Source organism: Desulfosporosinus sp. I2 (assembly GCF_000960765.1).
In the GTDB taxonomy this organism is placed as follows: domain Bacteria; phylum Bacillota; class Desulfitobacteriia; order Desulfitobacteriales; family Desulfitobacteriaceae; genus Desulfosporosinus.
Genome location: NZ_JYNH01000023.1, coordinates 26,131 through 41,531, shown reverse-complemented (window position 1 = coordinate 41,531; position 15,401 = coordinate 26,131). Strand labels below are relative to the sequence as shown.

At 40.7% G+C, this 15,401-nt stretch carries 15 protein-coding genes, 1 tRNA gene and 1 pseudogene; 4 read left to right on the top strand and 13 right to left on the bottom strand.

Translation table 11 applies throughout. The annotated features are described in order from the left end of the window. The 4 genes and pseudogenes from UF75_RS08155 to UF75_RS08140 all read right to left on the bottom strand — a co-directional run. Positions 1–762 (bottom strand): annotated as a pseudogene (locus UF75_RS08155) (glutamine synthetase family protein); the annotation flags it as partial. A gap of 172 nt (positions 763–934) precedes the next feature. Then, entirely contained in the window at positions 935–1,468 is a 534-nt protein-coding gene (cobO, locus tag UF75_RS08150) for a cob(I)yrinic acid a,c-diamide adenosyltransferase (RefSeq protein ID WP_045574104.1), read from the bottom strand. A 2-nt stretch (positions 1,469–1,470) separates the two neighbouring features. Next, on the bottom strand, positions 1,471–1,998 hold the full coding sequence (locus UF75_RS08145; RefSeq protein WP_045574103.1) for a hypothetical protein: 528 nt from the start codon (positions 1,996–1,998) through the stop codon (positions 1,471–1,473). A gap of 106 nt (positions 1,999–2,104) precedes the next feature. Then, the gene (locus tag UF75_RS08140) at positions 2,105–3,367 is read right to left on the bottom strand and encodes a tetratricopeptide repeat protein (RefSeq protein ID WP_045574102.1); all 1,263 of its coding nucleotides are present in this window, start codon (positions 3,365–3,367) and stop codon (positions 2,105–2,107) included. Between the two features lie 180 nt (positions 3,368–3,547). Here UF75_RS08140 and UF75_RS08135 point away from each other — a divergent pair, with 180 nt between their 5' ends. Then, a complete protein-coding gene (locus tag UF75_RS08135; protein WP_045574110.1) occupies positions 3,548–3,811 on the top strand; it encodes a hypothetical protein in 264 nt (87 codons plus the stop codon). 119 nt (positions 3,812–3,930) lie between these two features. Continuing rightward, positions 3,931–4,722 carry a polysaccharide deacetylase family protein gene (locus UF75_RS08130; RefSeq protein ID WP_045574101.1) on the top strand — a complete coding sequence of 264 codons (792 nt, stop codon included), beginning with the start codon at positions 3,931–3,933 and terminating at the stop codon, positions 4,720–4,722. Between the two features lie 24 nt (positions 4,723–4,746). Here the strand turns inward: UF75_RS08130 and UF75_RS08125 are convergent, their stop codons facing one another. Together UF75_RS08125 and UF75_RS08120 are read right to left on the bottom strand one after the other, a co-directional pair. Then, on the bottom strand, positions 4,747–5,733 hold the full coding sequence (locus UF75_RS08125) for a hypothetical protein (RefSeq protein ID WP_045574100.1): 987 nt from the start codon (positions 5,731–5,733) through the stop codon (positions 4,747–4,749). Positions 5,734–5,753: 20 nt separating this feature from the next. Continuing rightward, positions 5,754–6,623, bottom strand: coding sequence for a YitT family protein (locus tag UF75_RS08120; RefSeq protein WP_045574099.1), 870 nt, complete (start codon positions 6,621–6,623; stop codon positions 5,754–5,756). A 176-nt stretch (positions 6,624–6,799) separates the two neighbouring features. Here UF75_RS08120 and UF75_RS08115 point away from each other — a divergent pair. Beyond that, positions 6,800–6,875: transfer RNA gene (locus UF75_RS08115), tRNA-Arg, on the top strand. 184 nt (positions 6,876–7,059) lie between these two features. Here UF75_RS08115 and UF75_RS08110 read toward each other — a convergent pair. The 7 genes from UF75_RS08110 to spo0A form a co-directional block, all read right to left on the bottom strand. Continuing rightward, positions 7,060–7,674: a guanylate kinase gene (locus UF75_RS08110; protein WP_045574098.1), complete on the bottom strand. Its 615-nt coding sequence runs from the start codon at positions 7,672–7,674 to the stop codon at positions 7,060–7,062. A gap of 200 nt (positions 7,675–7,874) precedes the next feature. Further along, on the bottom strand, positions 7,875–8,861 hold the full coding sequence (locus UF75_RS08105) for a dipeptide ABC transporter ATP-binding protein (RefSeq protein ID WP_045574097.1): 987 nt from the start codon (positions 8,859–8,861) through the stop codon (positions 7,875–7,877). Position 8,862: 1 nt separating this feature from the next. After that, on the bottom strand, positions 8,863–9,870 hold the full coding sequence (locus UF75_RS08100) for an ABC transporter ATP-binding protein (protein WP_045574096.1): 1,008 nt from the start codon (positions 9,868–9,870) through the stop codon (positions 8,863–8,865). A gap of 13 nt (positions 9,871–9,883) precedes the next feature. Continuing rightward, the gene (locus UF75_RS08095) at positions 9,884–10,801 is read right to left on the bottom strand and encodes an ABC transporter permease (protein WP_045574095.1); all 918 of its coding nucleotides are present in this window, start codon (positions 10,799–10,801) and stop codon (positions 9,884–9,886) included. 4 nt (positions 10,802–10,805) lie between these two features. After that, entirely contained in the window at positions 10,806–11,744 is a 939-nt protein-coding gene (locus tag UF75_RS08090) for an ABC transporter permease (protein WP_045574094.1), read from the bottom strand. Positions 11,745–11,956: 212 nt separating this feature from the next. After that, complete coding sequence (locus UF75_RS08085) at positions 11,957–13,579, bottom strand: peptide ABC transporter substrate-binding protein (RefSeq protein ID WP_242860165.1); 1,623 nt, start codon at positions 13,577–13,579, stop codon at positions 11,957–11,959. A gap of 360 nt (positions 13,580–13,939) precedes the next feature. Further along, on the bottom strand, positions 13,940–14,737 hold the full coding sequence (spo0A, locus tag UF75_RS08080) for a sporulation transcription factor Spo0A (protein WP_045574093.1): 798 nt from the start codon (positions 14,735–14,737) through the stop codon (positions 13,940–13,942). Positions 14,738–15,165: 428 nt separating this feature from the next. Here spo0A and UF75_RS08070 point away from each other — a divergent pair, with 428 nt between their 5' ends. Next, on the top strand, positions 15,166–15,354 hold the full coding sequence (locus tag UF75_RS08070; RefSeq protein WP_045574091.1) for a ferredoxin: 189 nt from the start codon (positions 15,166–15,168) through the stop codon (positions 15,352–15,354). Positions 15,355–15,401: the final 47 nt, after the last annotated feature.

The following is a 15,401-nucleotide window of genomic DNA, read 5'->3' as shown; positions in this document are numbered from 1 at the left end:
TTTTTACCGTCTTTAAAAAGGGATTGATTACTGTGCATGCCGGATCCATTGATACCAAAAAATTGGTTTAGGCATAAACGAGGCATGTAACCCGTGATGTTGAGCAATAGTGCGTATGACAAACCGGAAGGTTACTATTTTATCTGCGATATCCAGAGCATCTGCATACTTAAAATCAATCTCATGTTGTCCTGGAGCTACTTCGTGGTGTGAAGCTTCAATTTCATAGCCCATCTGTTCTAAGGTTAATACCATATCTCGTCGGGCATTCTCACCGAGGTCAACGGGAGTTAAGTCAAAATAGCCCGCTCTATCGTGGGTAATTGTCGTCGGACGTCCTTCAGCATCCGTATTAAAGAGAAAAAATTCCAGCTCTGGTCCGACATTTAAGGTATACCCCATTTCAGAAGCTTCTGCTAAGACTCGCTTCAAGGCACCACGTGGGCAACCAACAAACGGAGTTCCATCAGGATTATAGACATCACAAATTAACCGGGCAACTCCCCCTTGCTTAGGGCGCCATGGAAAAACGACAAACGTATCGGGATCTGGACGCAAATACATATCCGATTCTTCAATACGGGCAAATCCTTCAATCGAAGAACCATCAAACATTAGCTCTCCTTCTAAGGCTTTTTCCAATTGTTCAATTGTAATGGCAACATTTTTGAGAATTCCAAAGATGTCCGTGAATTGTAGTCGAATGAACTTAACTTCTTTTTCGTGGGCTTCCCTTAAAACGTCCTCTTTGGTCATCTTCATAATAAGTTTTTGCTCCCTTCAATCTCGAAAATTAAAACCGTCCATGCGTCACCCCTAGTGGTTCAGCATGGACGACGTAGTCCTAAGGCGTATATAGATAGTATATCCATTAAAAATTTATTATACAATAGTCTAAGTTGATCATCTGTAACTATTCTACTAGACAACGATCTCAAAACTCAATTCCTTTACGGGACATAACTCCATGCTCAAAGGGATGTTTTCTTTGAACCATTTCCGTCACCAGATCCGCTCGATCGATTAACAGCTGAGAAGCATTTCGTCCTGTCAAAATCAGTTCAACCTTTGGGGGTTTGTTATTGATCAATTCTAAAACACTTTCTTCTGAAATTAACTCGAACCAAACTGCGTTAATGAGTTCATCTAATATAACAATATCCCATTCTCCGGAAAGAACTATCTCTTCTGCTCTGGAGAAGGCTTTTTGAGCCTCTTTAAGGTGCTCTTCTAATCGTTCACCTTTGTGAACCCATCCTTGCCCTCCATAATGTTCGAGATGACATTCTGGGCTCAAACGCTTTAAGCCTGTTAATTCTCCATAATCATCCCGACCTTTCATGAACTGGATAATAAAAACCCGAAAACCATGACCTACTGCCCGGATTGCTAATCCAAAAGCAGCCGTAGATTTTCCTTTACCATTACCAGTATAAATTTGTACTAAACCTTGAGAAAGATTTGACATCATTACACCTTCCGTATCCATTTTTCAAGCTGGGGATGTATATATACAACATTCGGAGAGATCAAAATTTCGGGAAACCTTTCCAGCGTTTGTCGATTAAAGGAAATCGAAAAAAATAACTTGATAGAAGACTTTTCATCAGTCGCTCTTAATTCAACCTTATCCGGATAAAGGTAATAAGAATAGTTTCCATCTCGCCAAGAGATCTCCAGCTCCCCTAACTTTACACAGATGATTCCAAATTCCTCAACCTTGACAAGGGATACACTGGTAAAACCTTGTTTGAATCGCTCAGCTTCCAAGGCAACCTGTCCAACTTTAAATTGAGATTCTAATAATTGTTCCACAATAAGTCGGGCTGGGATAGAAATATCCTCAAAAACCCTGCGCTCGCTTCGCAATTCGACAAGTAGTCGCTCAAAATTTTGAACATGGATTGACCGAACCAGTTGAGCCTTTTTTAAGGCTTTTTCAAAGGTGTGGTACACATCTTCCAAACATTCGAGGAGTATTGAATCTTCTTCCCGCATCATAATCCCCCCTCCCTTTATTAAGAGAGACATTCGATATCTTCATTCTAACTGAACTAGAGGATTTAATAAAGCTTGATTGATAATATTTAGGAAATATTTTGGATTACTTTTTACGCCGAAGACGTTTTGAAACCCTTTGAACTCTTATCTCAATCCAATCTGTGACTACTTCGGCGTCTCGTCCCTTTTCGAGAGCTTTCCAATAACAATTAAGGGCATCACGAAAATTATGACGTTTTTCATAAAACTCAGCCAAGTGTACTAACGCTTCGATTGTAAACTCACGACTAAATTCAAAGCTTTCATCAGACTTGTCTTGAAACTTTAACGAACCTTCCTTACGTTCCTGAATCTCCTTAAGAATGTCTAAAGATTCTTGGACTTCACCCATCCTAAGCTGATCATCAAACTTTTCAAAGAGAGTTAAGGCCTGTAGATAATATAATTTAGCCTTCGTGAAATCCAAAGAAAGGAAAAGTAGACCTGCCAAATTTTGATAGCGTAACCCTAGGTCGAGATCTTGGTGAAGATAAAACCGAATTGATAATTCAAGATAATATTTAGCCTCAAGGTTATTTTCTAAGAACTGATCAATTTTACTTAAAAAGTAACAACTTTCACTAAATACCTCACTTGTTTCAAATTTTAAACAAAGCGCCACTGCCCTTTGTTGGCATTCAAAAGCCAATAGCATTTCATTCTGCGCAAAATATAGTAAGGCTAAATATTGAAGTGTTGTCGACAAAGCAACTAAATCAGCTATCCTGGCAAAGAGCTGACAAGCATGATTAAAGGTCTTTAAAGCACTATTTATTTGCCCCTGCCGAAAGTACAACTCCCCCAGCAAAACATCCAAATCGGCCTCCCCTTTGTGAAAGCCGTATAAACGACATAATTCTTGGGCCTGTAAAAACGTTTCCTTAGCTCTGCCCCAATCTTCTAGGGCAGTATATACTTGGCCAAGATCCGCATAAAGCATACCCAATCTTAACTGTGGGGAGGAACTCGGGTAAATTGAGATCGCTTGTTGATAATCCTTAGCTGCTTCCTCAAATCTTCCTTTTTTAACGGACACACTGGCAAGCCCAGCCCAGGCTTCAGCCATTCCTTTAGTATTCTGGATCTCTTGACAAATACGTAATGCTTCCTTAAATCCCTCTTCCGCATAGTCTAGATTTCCTAGACGCACTCTTACTGTTGCTAATAATCGTAATGTAAAGGCCACAATTTCGGGAACGGTTAATTGATAAGCCTTCAAAAGACCTTGGATATAATAAGTTTCTGCTTTAAGATACTGTTCTTCCCCTAGACACTGTGTACCATCCTCCATAAGGTTCCGCCAGACAAATAATTCCCTATCGTGCATATTATCCCCTCCGTGTCTGTTCCATCATATGCACGAGTCGATTTATTGGGGCATATTCTAAACTATCGTTAAAAAGAATAATGCATGGTTTTAATTACGAAATTAAGGACGAACCAGCTTGTAACCTAGACATAAAAGTCGAAATATGATAATCTATTTTCAAGAAGGGAGTGTTTGACCTTGAATATTTATCGTCCAACTCAATCTTCTAATTATTGGATGTTTGCTCTTAAATCCCTTATCCTGATTCTTAGTCTTTATGTATCAGCCTTAGTCCTAAGTAAGGTTTTCACCTTTGTTTTTGCTATTGCTTTTTTCCTCATTCGCATGCTTGTTTTAGTGGCTGTTTCTTTTATGGTCTTACACTTTTTCCTTAAAATATTATTTAAACTTGATTTAATCGAAACTATTTTTGGCAAACGATTTTTCCAACGCAAATTCTAAAAATTTTTATTGAATTAAGAAATCCGTGAATATAAAACGCCGTAAGGGCGTTTTTTTGTTTTTACTTCTCATGATCCTGATAACTAATGAATATCTTTTAGTCGAAGGAGGAGTGCACAATGCGGATCATAATTTTCAAACGCCCATCATGGCGTAATATTGCTCTCTGGGGGATCCTATTGTTCGTCATGGTCGCTTACCGAGAAAATGTCACCTCAGTTTTCTCGGGAAAGCTGAAACCTATCTATTCTGTCAATGTCGCCACCCCAGCAATTGGGCTTACCTTTGATATTAGTTGGGGAGAAAAGACGGCAGAACCCATATTGGATATCCTAAAACGAGAAAGTATACATGCCACATTTTTTCTCTCGAGTCCATGGGCAGATAAGCATCAAACTCTGGTAAAGAGAATGGTGGCGGAAGGCCATGAAATTGGTTCACATGGAAATCGACATATCGATCTTGATACTTTAGGAACTGGAGATATTGAAAATGAGATTACAACGTCTCAGCAAGTTCTCGAAAGCATAACCCATCAAAAGATTCGCTTACTCCGTGCACCTAACGGCGCCTATAATAATAAGGTTATTGCCACAGCCGATCAGTTAGGATACCGTGTTATTCAGTGGAGTGTCGATTCTCTTGACTGGAAGCGGCCCGGTGCAACTGCTGTTATCAATAATGTACTTAATGGTAACCGCTCAGGGGGTGGGGCTAAGTCTGGAGATATTGTATTATTTCATGCATCAGACTCGGCGCCTGATACCATTCAAGCATTACCACCGATTATTCAACACCTAAAAAATAAAGGTCAAACTTTAATGCCAGTGGGAGAATTGCTTGCCCAGGCCAACAGTACCTGGCCACCCGAAAGTAATTTGAAAGAAGAGCCCATCACCCCAGCTCATTAAATTGGGCAAGTTCACCCATTTTTGTCAAAAGGTCTGTAAAGCTGGATCGACTTTTTGACGATCCGATACTTGTTCAAGTGCTTTTTGAGCATCAGCCTTGACCTCACCCTCCAGCCCATCTTTTAACGCGAGTTCAAGCAAGGTCTTACCCTCTTGTAACTGACCTTTTTTTAGAGCGTTAATTCCCTTTACATATTGGATACTGCCTTCTTCGAGTGGAAGTTTTTCTAATAAAGTAAGCCTATCTGACAAGCCCTGTGGATCATTTTCATGAATCGCAAGGACTGCTCTTTTTATAAGGTACAATGAATTCGGGGGCCTCCAAGTTTGATCATCGATTAAGTGACTAAGTTGTATGGCTTTTGCCCATTCTCCTTGTGCTATAGCCAGATTGAATCCCACAGACAAATAGGCTGGGTTCTTGGGATCCAGCTTCTGAGCACTATCAAGCTCAGCATTGACTGAAAGGCTATCTTCCAAGGATATAGCTGCTTGAGCTAAACTTAAATGCCTCAGGCATTGTTCTTGAGGAGTCAAGGACTTCCAATCGGACTCTGTCCCAGCTAACAAAGCTTGAGTCTCTTTTGCTTCTCCTTTAGCAAGCGATAGTAAGCCTTTACCAAGCCGAGTACGGGGGGAAGGATTCATGGCTTCCAATATACTTTGTGCCTTAGCAAAGTCTCCTGCTTGGGAATAGAAATTAGCTAACCAAACAAGATGTTTTTCGTCTTGATAGGCTGTTAATGCAGACTCAACCTCTTTGCTTCCTAAGTTAAGCCCCAACCATAGTTTTGTATCATTGGTTAATTCTAACGCATTTAATGGGCCACCGTATGTTTCCAACCATCCTAATTCTTCTTGTACTTTGCGAATATCATAATCACGTTTTGCCTCTCTTAAGAGCTCCATTCGAACGACAAAAGGTCCCGCCGCAAACATAATAAGGATCCCTACTAAAATTGAAAACGTGATCTGTCGTCGTCGCCTTGAACTTCGTTTGCGCCGTTTCAATCCTATCCCTCATTTCAATGTTAATGTCCTTTCCATGATGAAAAGCCTTCTCCGACCACTTCAGGAACCTCAGAAACTGCTACAAAAGCCAAAGGATCTTGCTTATGCACGATTTCTTTAATTTGAGACAATTCTGTGCGATTGATAACACAGTAAACAACTTGCTTTGCCTCCCCAGAAAAAGCCCCAGTCGCATGAAAAAGGGTGACACCACGTTCTAGCTTTGCCATAACTTCTTCGGCAATTTGCTGCGGATGAGTCGTAATCACCATAACTGACTTTGAATGGCTTAAGCCCTCTTGGACAAGATCTACGACACGTGTTGCAATAAACATGTAAATCATGGCATACATGGCCATTTCCGGTCGAAACAAAATAGCGACGCCTAGGAAGATAACCGCATCGATTCCCAATAATATTTGACCAACACTAAAGGGGGTCGTTCTGGCAAACAAGACAGCCAAAATATCTGTACCACCCAGCGAGCCTCTAGAACGGAAGATAATTCCCATGCCGATGCCGGACAGTACCCCGCCGGAAATGGCTGCCAGCAAGGTATCGTGCGTTAATACAGGTATGTTTGATGTTAGAGAAAGTGTGGCAGAAAGCACTCCCACACCCACGATACTAAAAATTAAGAAATTCCGTCCTACCATACGCAAACCCAAGATAAATAGAGGCAGATTCAGCAGAAAAACTGCCCAACTGACTGGCCAATTAAAAAGATAATGAAGGATTATAGCAATTCCTGTAAGCCCACCGTCTGCGATATGATTGGGGATAATCAGTGAATTAATACTCATACTTACGATCGAAGCACCCACTAAGATTCCCAAAAAGTGTTTTAGCAGCTGCCATTTAAAATAGTCTTGAAAACGTTTCCAGTTCACTCAAATCCCCCATTCAATACGCGTACGATGTTAATCTATCCTAGTTGAATTATACTGCAGAGTGTGAAAAGAGACAAATCTGTAACCTATTACCGTTGACCAACCTTAAACTAAAGTTATGATACTGCTTGACAAAACACGCATTTTTAAGTAGAGTAGTAAAGTATTCTCAGTAAGCGCTCGTAGCTCAGTGGATAGAGTGACGGTTTCCGAAGCCGGAGGTCGCAGGTTCAAATCCCGCCGGGCGCACCATTAGCTAAGAAATCAAAGCCACAAATGGGTTGTGACTTTGTCATTATAAGAGGTTATGCTATAACTTGTTTAGTTTTTTCAGATTCGCACTTTTGCTTCATAACAATAAAAAACAAGCGTCCACTTCACTTTTAATGTGAAATGGACGCTTGTTGATTGTTGTCACTACATAGAATTTGGGGACTTAGTTTTCACCCGGCCCTTTGAACGAGTTCAACAAGGTCTCTATATCAAATTTGATTTTAGTTAAGCATTCAGATAGGTCCTCATTATAATAAATCTTAGGAACCCCATAAAGGATGAGGTTATCAACACTAAAATCTGCACTGTCGGCTAAAAACCTTCTACATAATTCCTGATAATTTGGGGTTGCTTGTTGTTTCTCTCGATGCATTGCCCTTTCTAAGCGAATCTGATCTTCAACTTCAATATAAATAGGAACCACATTAGGATTACCAAAATATCGCCTAAGGAGTTTGTACCCTTCTAAGGTACCAATAAGGATATAATTATTATGTTCTAAATCAATTTGACCATCATCGATTGTACAGTAAACCCAAACTCCATTCACAGTGTTATAAACTCTTTTTTCAATGATTAAGCCTGCTTGTTCATAGTCTCTAAGGTTATCTTCATGAATGAATCGATAGTGTACTCCATTAAGTTCGTTACTTCTTTTAGGTCTTGTTGTATACGGAATAATGGGTATTAAGTTGAGGTCTTTATCCTTGATCAGTTCATTAAAAAGGGTGTCCTTACCTGAACTACTTTTCCCTATTAAACAGAAGATTGTTCCCATAGTCTCTCCTATGCACTCTAAGTTTCTATAAACAAAACTCTATTAATACTAATTCTATATTATTAAGCGTATTCCTTTTAACTAATCCTAAAGATTTTAAGACATTTCTTTCAAGGCAAGGATCCAAACTACGACCTAAAAGACGTCAACTACACTCCCCAATCGTTGGAAGTTTAGCAGACGTCTTTACAGGCTAAAGATTACTTCTTCAATAAATGGCAGGCAACAAGGTGTTCATTGCCCATTTCCGTTAGTTCAGGTGCTTCTTTGGCACAGACGTCCATGGCATGGGGACATCGAGTACGGAAATAACACCCTGATGGAGGGTCAATCGGGCTTGGCACATTCCCCTTAGGAATAATGCGTCGTCGTTGAGCTTCTACGTGAGGATCAGGAATTGGAATAGCACTCAGCAGCCCTTGAGTGTACGGATGCATGGGATTTGCGTAAAGATCCTTACTGCTTGTTAGTTCAACGATTCGACCCAAGTACATGACGGCAATTCGATGGGAGATATATTTAACCATCGATAAGTCATGGGCAATAAACAAATAAGTTAAACCCAGCTTTTGTTGCAATTCCTCTAACATGTTAACAACCTGAGCCTGAATTGAGACATCTAGAGCGGAGATAGGTTCATCGCAAATGATCAAACTAGGGTTAACCGCTAATGCTCTAGCAATTCCAATTCTCTGCCGTTGTCCTCCCGAAAACTCATGCGGGAACCGATTGGCATGTTCAGGGTTTAAGCCAACGATTTTAAGCAACTCAAAAATTCGTTGGGTTCGTTTTTGCCCTGTGAGCAATCGATGGATATCTATAGCCTCAGCAACAATATCACCCACCGTCATCCGGGGATTTAAAGAAGCATAGGGATCTTGAAAGATCATTTGCATATTGCGCCGAAGTTCCATGAGGTCATTTCCTTGGGCCTTCGTAACATCCTTGCCTTCGAAAATAATCTGCCCTGCAGTGGGTTCATAAAGTCGAATAATCGTTCTTCCGGCTGTTGACTTACCGCAGCCACTTTCTCCAACAATACCCAGAGTTTCCCCTCGTTTCACCTTTAAGCTGATTCCGTTTACAGCCTGCACTGCTTGTTGTTTCTTCGAAAACAAGCCGCCTCCTAAAGGGAAATGTTTAACTAGGTTATTGACTTCTAAGATGTATTCTTCTCGTGCTGCCATGTTAAACTCTCCCTTCCAGTTCTGCTACTTTGGGAGCTTGAGGATGTTGAAGCCAACAAGCCACCTGGTGACCATCACCCAATTGGGTGAATTCCGGCTTTTGCTCAATGCAAATTTGCATACAATAAGAGCAACGCGGGGCAAAGCCACATCCTTTTGGAGGATCAAGCAAATCAATGGGTGAACCAGGAATGGGAATAAGTTTTTCAACCTTATCCGCATCTAAGCGAGGCACTGATTTCAAAAGACCCCAAGTATAAGGATGTTTGGGACGATAGTATAAATCATCGGTATTACCGCTTTCGATAATTTTCCCCCCATACATGACGATAACTCGGGTGCAAAGCCCAGCAACTACCCCTAAATCATGGGTGATCATGATGATGGAGGTGTTAATTCTACGTTTTAGATCTTGCATTAACTCTAAAATCTGGGCTTGAATCGTTACATCTAAGGCGGTCGTGGGTTCATCAGCAATGAGTAATTTCGGATTACAGGCCAAAGCGATCGCAATCATAACCCGTTGGCGCATCCCTCCGGAGAATTGATGTGGATACTGTTTTAAGCGACTTTCCGGATTAGATATACCTACAAGGTCTAAAAGCTCAACTCCACGATCAGCAGCAGCCTTGCCAGTTAACCCTTCATGCCGCTTAAGTACTTCGGTTAGTTGCAAACCTACCGTGAGCACAGGATTGAGGGAGGTCATAGGATCCTGGAAAATCATACTAATATCCTTACCGCGGATGGAGTCCATTTGTTTATCACTTTTTTTCAAAAGATCCGCCCCGTTAAAATTAACACTGCCTCCAATGATTTTACCGGGCGGGTTAGGAATCAAACGCATGATAGATTGGACTGTGACACTCTTACCACAACCGGATTCTCCTACGATCCCGATAGCCTCTCCTTGGTCAAGGTGAAAGCTCACACCATCAACCGCCTTAACTTCACCAGCATAGGTAAAGAAGGAAGTTGATAAGTCTTTAACTTCAAGTAAATGTCCCATATCTTCTCCTCCTCTACTTCCTCATTTTTGGGTCAAAGGCGTCCCTCAGGCCGTCTCCGACAAAGTTAAACGCTAACATGGTGATCGCTATTGCTGCAGCGGGGAAAAATAAGGCATATGGATAGGACGGAATGTTTAACCTGCCCTCTGCAGCTAGGGATCCCCAACTGGCAAAAGGAGGCTGAATTCCAACCCCGATAAAGCTCAAAAAGGCTTCCATAAAAATTGCCATCGGAATAGCCAAAGCAGACGTGATAATGATGGGGCCCAGAGCATTAGGAATTAAGTGTTTTAACATGAGCCGTGAGCTACTAGCACCCAAGGTTCGAGCAGCCAAAACATATTCTTGCTCCCTTAATACTAAGATCTGTCCACGTACAATCCTGGCCATTCCCATCCAGTTAACAATTCCTAGTACAATCATGATGTTGAGCAAGCTACCCGAGCTCCCCATGACTACCATGAGCAGAATTACATACAACAATTCCGGTATGCTATAGATTATATCAATAATCCGCATCATCAGATTGTCAATTCTACCGCCAAAATAACCGGAAATTCCACCGTAGAAAACACCAATACTTAGGTTAATCAAGACAGATACAAAGCCAATGGCTAGCGAAACCCTTCCTCCGTACATTAGCCTAGCCATTGTATCACGACCCAAAGCATCTGTGCCAAAGGGATGAATCCAGGAGGGTTGGAGATATTGATTCATTAAGTCATTGGTATAGTAGTTATATTGAATGAAACGCGGGCCAAAAAAGGCGAAGAGGATAAGGCTCGCAAGGGTTATTAGACCTGCCATGGCCAACTTATTTTGCTTAAAACGTCGCCAGGCATCTTGCAATAGAGTAGTACTGGGGCGGTTAATATGCTCGGCTGAAATCTGTGATATTGCGGGTTCAAATAGGTTTTGTGCTAATTTCATATTACTACGCCCCTTTCTGACCAGTGAGTTTGATCCTGGGATCTATAAATGTATAAGCTATATCCACCAACAGGTTAAATACCACTAAAAGACTACAGAACAAGACCGTCATGCCCATAATGGTAGAATAGTCACGGTTAGTAATCGAGGTAACAAAGAATTGCCCGATTCCGGGAATATTGAAAACATATTCAACGACAAAGTTTCCAGTAAGAATATATGCAAAGAAAGGCCCTAAATAGGTAATAACCGGTAACAACGCATTGCGCATAGCATGTCTACCAATGATCACGTACCCTGGTAACCCCTTTGACCTGGCAGTACGAATGTAATCCTGACTTAGGACATCTAACATGCTTGTCCGCATCAAGCGCGTAATTTGGGCAATAGGATAAGCCCCTAACGCGATTGAGGGCAAGACTAAATTTTTCAAAGCTCCATTATTCCAGCCAACAGGTGGAAACAAGCCAAGCTTGTATCCTAAATAATATTGCAAAAAAGTTGCCATAACGAAACTGGGAACAGAAACACCGATCGTAGCAATAAAGGTTGCCACACCGTCAGGAGTTTTATTATGCTTGAGAGCTGCAATGCTGCCAAGCAGCAAGCCCCCACCGAGTGCAAAAATTGTAGCCAAAAACCCTATGGTAGCCGTTTTGGGCAGTCCATCCTTAATAAGATCGTTAACCGTTCTACCTTCATAACGAAAGGTTGGGCCTAAATTAAATTGTGCAACATTTTTCATATAGTCAATATACTGTTTTGAGAGCGGGTCATTCATGTGATAACGTTCTTCTAGGTTCTTCAAGACTGCTGGTGGAACTTGTTTTTCGCGAGAAAAGGGACCACCGGGAATTGAGTGCATCAACACAAAGGTAAGCGAAATAACTAAAAAAATTACAAGTAACGCCGATGCAATTCGCTGAAGTAGATATTTTGCCATATTCATCCCCCTTAGAAAAGGATTTATTTAAGTCCTCTCCGACTCCTAATTGATATAATCCAACTAAATTATATTATATACTGTATACTACGATTAATTAAACCATATTATATTGTTATTTTTGGAATAATGTTCCCTTAATACACATATGAAATGGAGGTGGGCTGCATTTCAGCCCACCTCCATCGTTGCAGTATTGGGATATCATGGTACTATTCAACAGTTGCAAACTTGTAGTCTATAGGCCCAAGGGATGAATAGAATACGCCTTTTACATTATCTTTGATAACCCATGGAAGCGTATAGAAGTAGATAGGCATGATAGGCATTTCATCCATCAAAACCTTTTCAGCAGCATGCATTGCAGGAATACGAACCTTTTGATCGCCGGATTTGTTGGCAACATCTTTAATTTGTTTGTCATATTCAGCATTGGACCAACCGGTTTGGTTGTTGCCGCCACCAGTAACAAACATATCCATGAATGTCATAGCATCAGCATAATCACCAATCCAAGCAGCACGGGAAATATTGTAGTTAAGTTTCTTTTGGTTTTCCAGATAGACTGCCCATTCTTCATTGTGCAGCTGAATATCGATACCCAGGTTGGTTTTCCACATATTTTGGATCGCTTCAGCAAGCAGTTTGTTGTCGGATTTAGTGTTGTAAAGAATCGTAACATCTGCAGGCCAGTTCTTGCCATCAGGGTAGCCGGCTTCTGCTAAGAGTGCCTTAGCTGCTGCAACATCTTCTTTGATATAGTCTCCGCCAACTTTACGGAAGTCTTTGCCAGCTTCAACATCCACCATACCAGGAGGGGTGAATGCATAGGCAGGCAATTGTCCACCTTTAACAACTTTGTCAATCAACATTTGACGATTAATTGCCAAAGTCAATGCCTTACGAACCTTGACATCGTTAAAAGGCTTCTTGGTAACATTAAAACGATAATAAGAGGTACCAATATATGGAGCAATTTTCAGGATCTTAGCAGCTTTAAGGCGCTCGATGTCCTCAATGGGAATATGTTCAAGTGCGTCTAATTGACCGCTTTCAAAGGCTGTCAGAGCTGCTTTATTATCTTCAATCAATTTGAAGGTGACTTCAGAGAGCTTAACGCTCTTAGCGTCCCAATAATTTTCATTTTTAACCACAACGACTTGATCATTGTGTTTCCACTCTTGCATTTTGAAAGGACCGCTAGATACGAATGTCTCAGCCTTTAGGGACCAGTCCTTGTTTGCTTCAACAACCTTTTTATTAACAGGGTACAGGGTATGGAAGGCAGTTAAGGCTATAAAGTAAGGAGTAGGAGCAGCAAGAGTTACTTCCAAAGTCTTAGGATCAACAACTTTGATACCAACAGCATCTGCGGTTCCCTTTTTAGCGTTATAATCTTCAGCACCCTTGATGTAGTAAAGTTGATAGGAATACTCAGACGCCGTTTCAGGAGCAAGTGCACGTAGCCATGAATATTTGAAGTCGTCAGCGGTGATTGCATCACCGTTACTCCATTTGGCATCGCGAAGTTTAAACGTTATTACCATACCATCAGCGCTTTGTGTCCAGCTTTCAGCGATACCGGGCATTACCTTTTCACCTTCGCCGATGCGTGTCAATCCTTCAAATAGGGCTGTTTCTATGTGGGTCTCCGGAACACCTGTCGAAACGGCAGGATCTAGGGTTTTGGGTTCTGCGCCAGCGTTAAAACTAGTTTTCATCACTTTTGCTGGGGCAGCTGGTTGATTGCTTGAGCAGCCAGTCAGTATAACACTAACAACTAGCAGCATAGCAACGGCTACGGTCAAGACACGTTTCTTCTTAATCTTAAACACTCTCCTTTTAACTATCTTTTTCTACTAAATATCAAAATGGAAACAATGGGTATTTAGCAAAGTGCGACTCGCCCATGTTATCCAAACATTATAGTATTCTGTATACTTAGTCCATTTTCCTGCTATATTTAAAGAATTAATCAAAATATACCATCATAAAAATGTAACATTACCTAAATCAACAAAAATTAAAATTATTCCTCCCTTATAACACTATGTTTCCCTTATTTTACATGATTAGTCAACCAATACATTCAATTAAGTAAAAAAAATTTCTATTTTAAGCAAAAAGCACCAAAATCATTGCCATGAAGCATAATCTTGGTGCATTCGATAGTTCCATAATTACCATGTCTAATTCTAGCTAACTTTACTCATAACTCTTAATTTATCGGCAAGAAGAGCTATGAATTCGGAGTTCGTGGGTTTTTGCCGTTCTATGTTCATAGAATACCCAAATATTCGTTTAAGCGTATCGGTATGTCCTCGTTCCCAGGCTAACTCTATGGCATGACGAATTCCTCGTTCAACCCTACTTGGTGCAGTATCAAACTTTTTGGCAATACTTGGATAGAGTTCCTTGGTGACTGCTCCTAACAAGGAGACATCCTCTACGACCATTAAGATAGCATCTCTAATATATTGATACCCTTTAACATGGGCAGGTATTCCGATTTGATGCATCATTGTGGTCACTTCGACACACAAATTCAGCCCGTTTCCAACCGTTGTCACGATGGGTGTAGACGTGGAAAACTGAGTTTGAGCAGATGATGGTTGATCTTGGGATAACGAACGAATTCGTTTACTAAGAATTTCCAGATCAAAGGGTTTAAGGATAAAGTAGTCAACACCTAGGATCATCGCTTGATGAGTCAGTGATTCTTGACCAAATGCTGTTAACATAATTATTTTCGGTCGGGACATCGTCGTGCGGGCATTGATTCGTTCTAATACGCCTAACCCATCTAAATTCGGCATAACTAAATCGAGTATGATCAGATCTGGTTCCTGAGTTTGAATTAGCTCCCATGCTTCTAGTCCATTATTCGCAACTCCAACTACGACTAAATCTTCCTGACCTTGGAGAAAGTTTTGTAACATTTGACATAAATTCCGATTATCATCCGCGACAATAATTTTAATCTTCTTGCCCATTCTGCGTAATACCACCTTAACTCTATTCCGGTTCACTTTTATGCTTATATTAATTTTCGCATATCTCCGGTGAACTTATTATACGATATGGTGGATGTCGAAATCGCAAATAAAAAGGCAATTGCCAAAAGCGAGAAAAATATATGCAAAGTCTTACCAGTTATAGATTTATGGATATTTTTGGAATTAATTATTTTACGCAAAATCTACATCATTTTTCAGTCTTTTAAACATTATAATACGTCAATAGCGAATCAACGTGAACAAAATCGAGTTAATGCAGAATATAAACCGCTTGTGGACTGAAAGTGAAATCCGCGATTTTAATGTAATATCCTTAAAATATGAAGTTAATATTAACCTTTTTGTGAATATTAACCTCTAACTAGGGCAGAATAGTTTAGAGATTCGTAAAAGGAGGATACATAATGATTGCTGCAGTCGACAAAGATGTGTGCATTGGGTGTGGAGCATGCCCTGAATTCTGTCCAGAGGTTTTTAAGATGGAGGATGATGGGTTGGCTGTCGCATACACAAACCCAGTTCCTAGTGAAAATGAAGCTGCTGCTAAAGATGCTGCCGACGGTTGCCCCACCGATGCCATACACGTTGAGTAACAATTAGGATTTACCCAATATAAGACATTAAAAAGCGGATGCAATGA

Coding starts and splice junctions, on each gene's coding strand:
- cobO (WP_045574104.1), bottom strand. CDS start 1,468: ATGTCAAATCTTTCTCAAGGTTTAGTACAAATTTATACTGGTAATGGT.
- UF75_RS08145 (WP_045574103.1), bottom strand. CDS start 1,998: ATGCGGGAAGAAGATTCAATACTCCTCGAATGTTTGGAAGATGTGTAC.
- UF75_RS08140 (WP_045574102.1), bottom strand. CDS start 3,367: ATGCACGATAGGGAATTATTTGTCTGGCGGAACCTTATGGAGGATGGT.
- UF75_RS08130 (WP_045574101.1), top strand. CDS start 3,931: ATGCGGATCATAATTTTCAAACGCCCATCATGGCGTAATATTGCTCTC.
- UF75_RS08110 (WP_045574098.1), bottom strand. CDS start 7,674: ATGGGAACAATCTTCTGTTTAATAGGGAAAAGTAGTTCAGGTAAGGAC.
- UF75_RS08105 (WP_045574097.1), bottom strand. CDS start 8,861: ATGGCAGCACGAGAAGAATACATCTTAGAAGTCAATAACCTAGTTAAA.
- UF75_RS08100 (WP_045574096.1), bottom strand. CDS start 9,870: ATGGGACATTTACTTGAAGTTAAAGACTTATCAACTTCCTTCTTTACC.
- UF75_RS08095 (WP_045574095.1), bottom strand. CDS start 10,801: ATGAAATTAGCACAAAACCTATTTGAACCCGCAATATCACAGATTTCA.
- UF75_RS08090 (WP_045574094.1), bottom strand. CDS start 11,744: ATGGCAAAATATCTACTTCAGCGAATTGCATCGGCGTTACTTGTAATT.
- spo0A (WP_045574093.1), bottom strand. CDS start 14,737: ATGGGCAAGAAGATTAAAATTATTGTCGCGGATGATAATCGGAATTTA.
- UF75_RS08070 (WP_045574091.1), top strand. CDS start 15,166: ATGATTGCTGCAGTCGACAAAGATGTGTGCATTGGGTGTGGAGCATGC.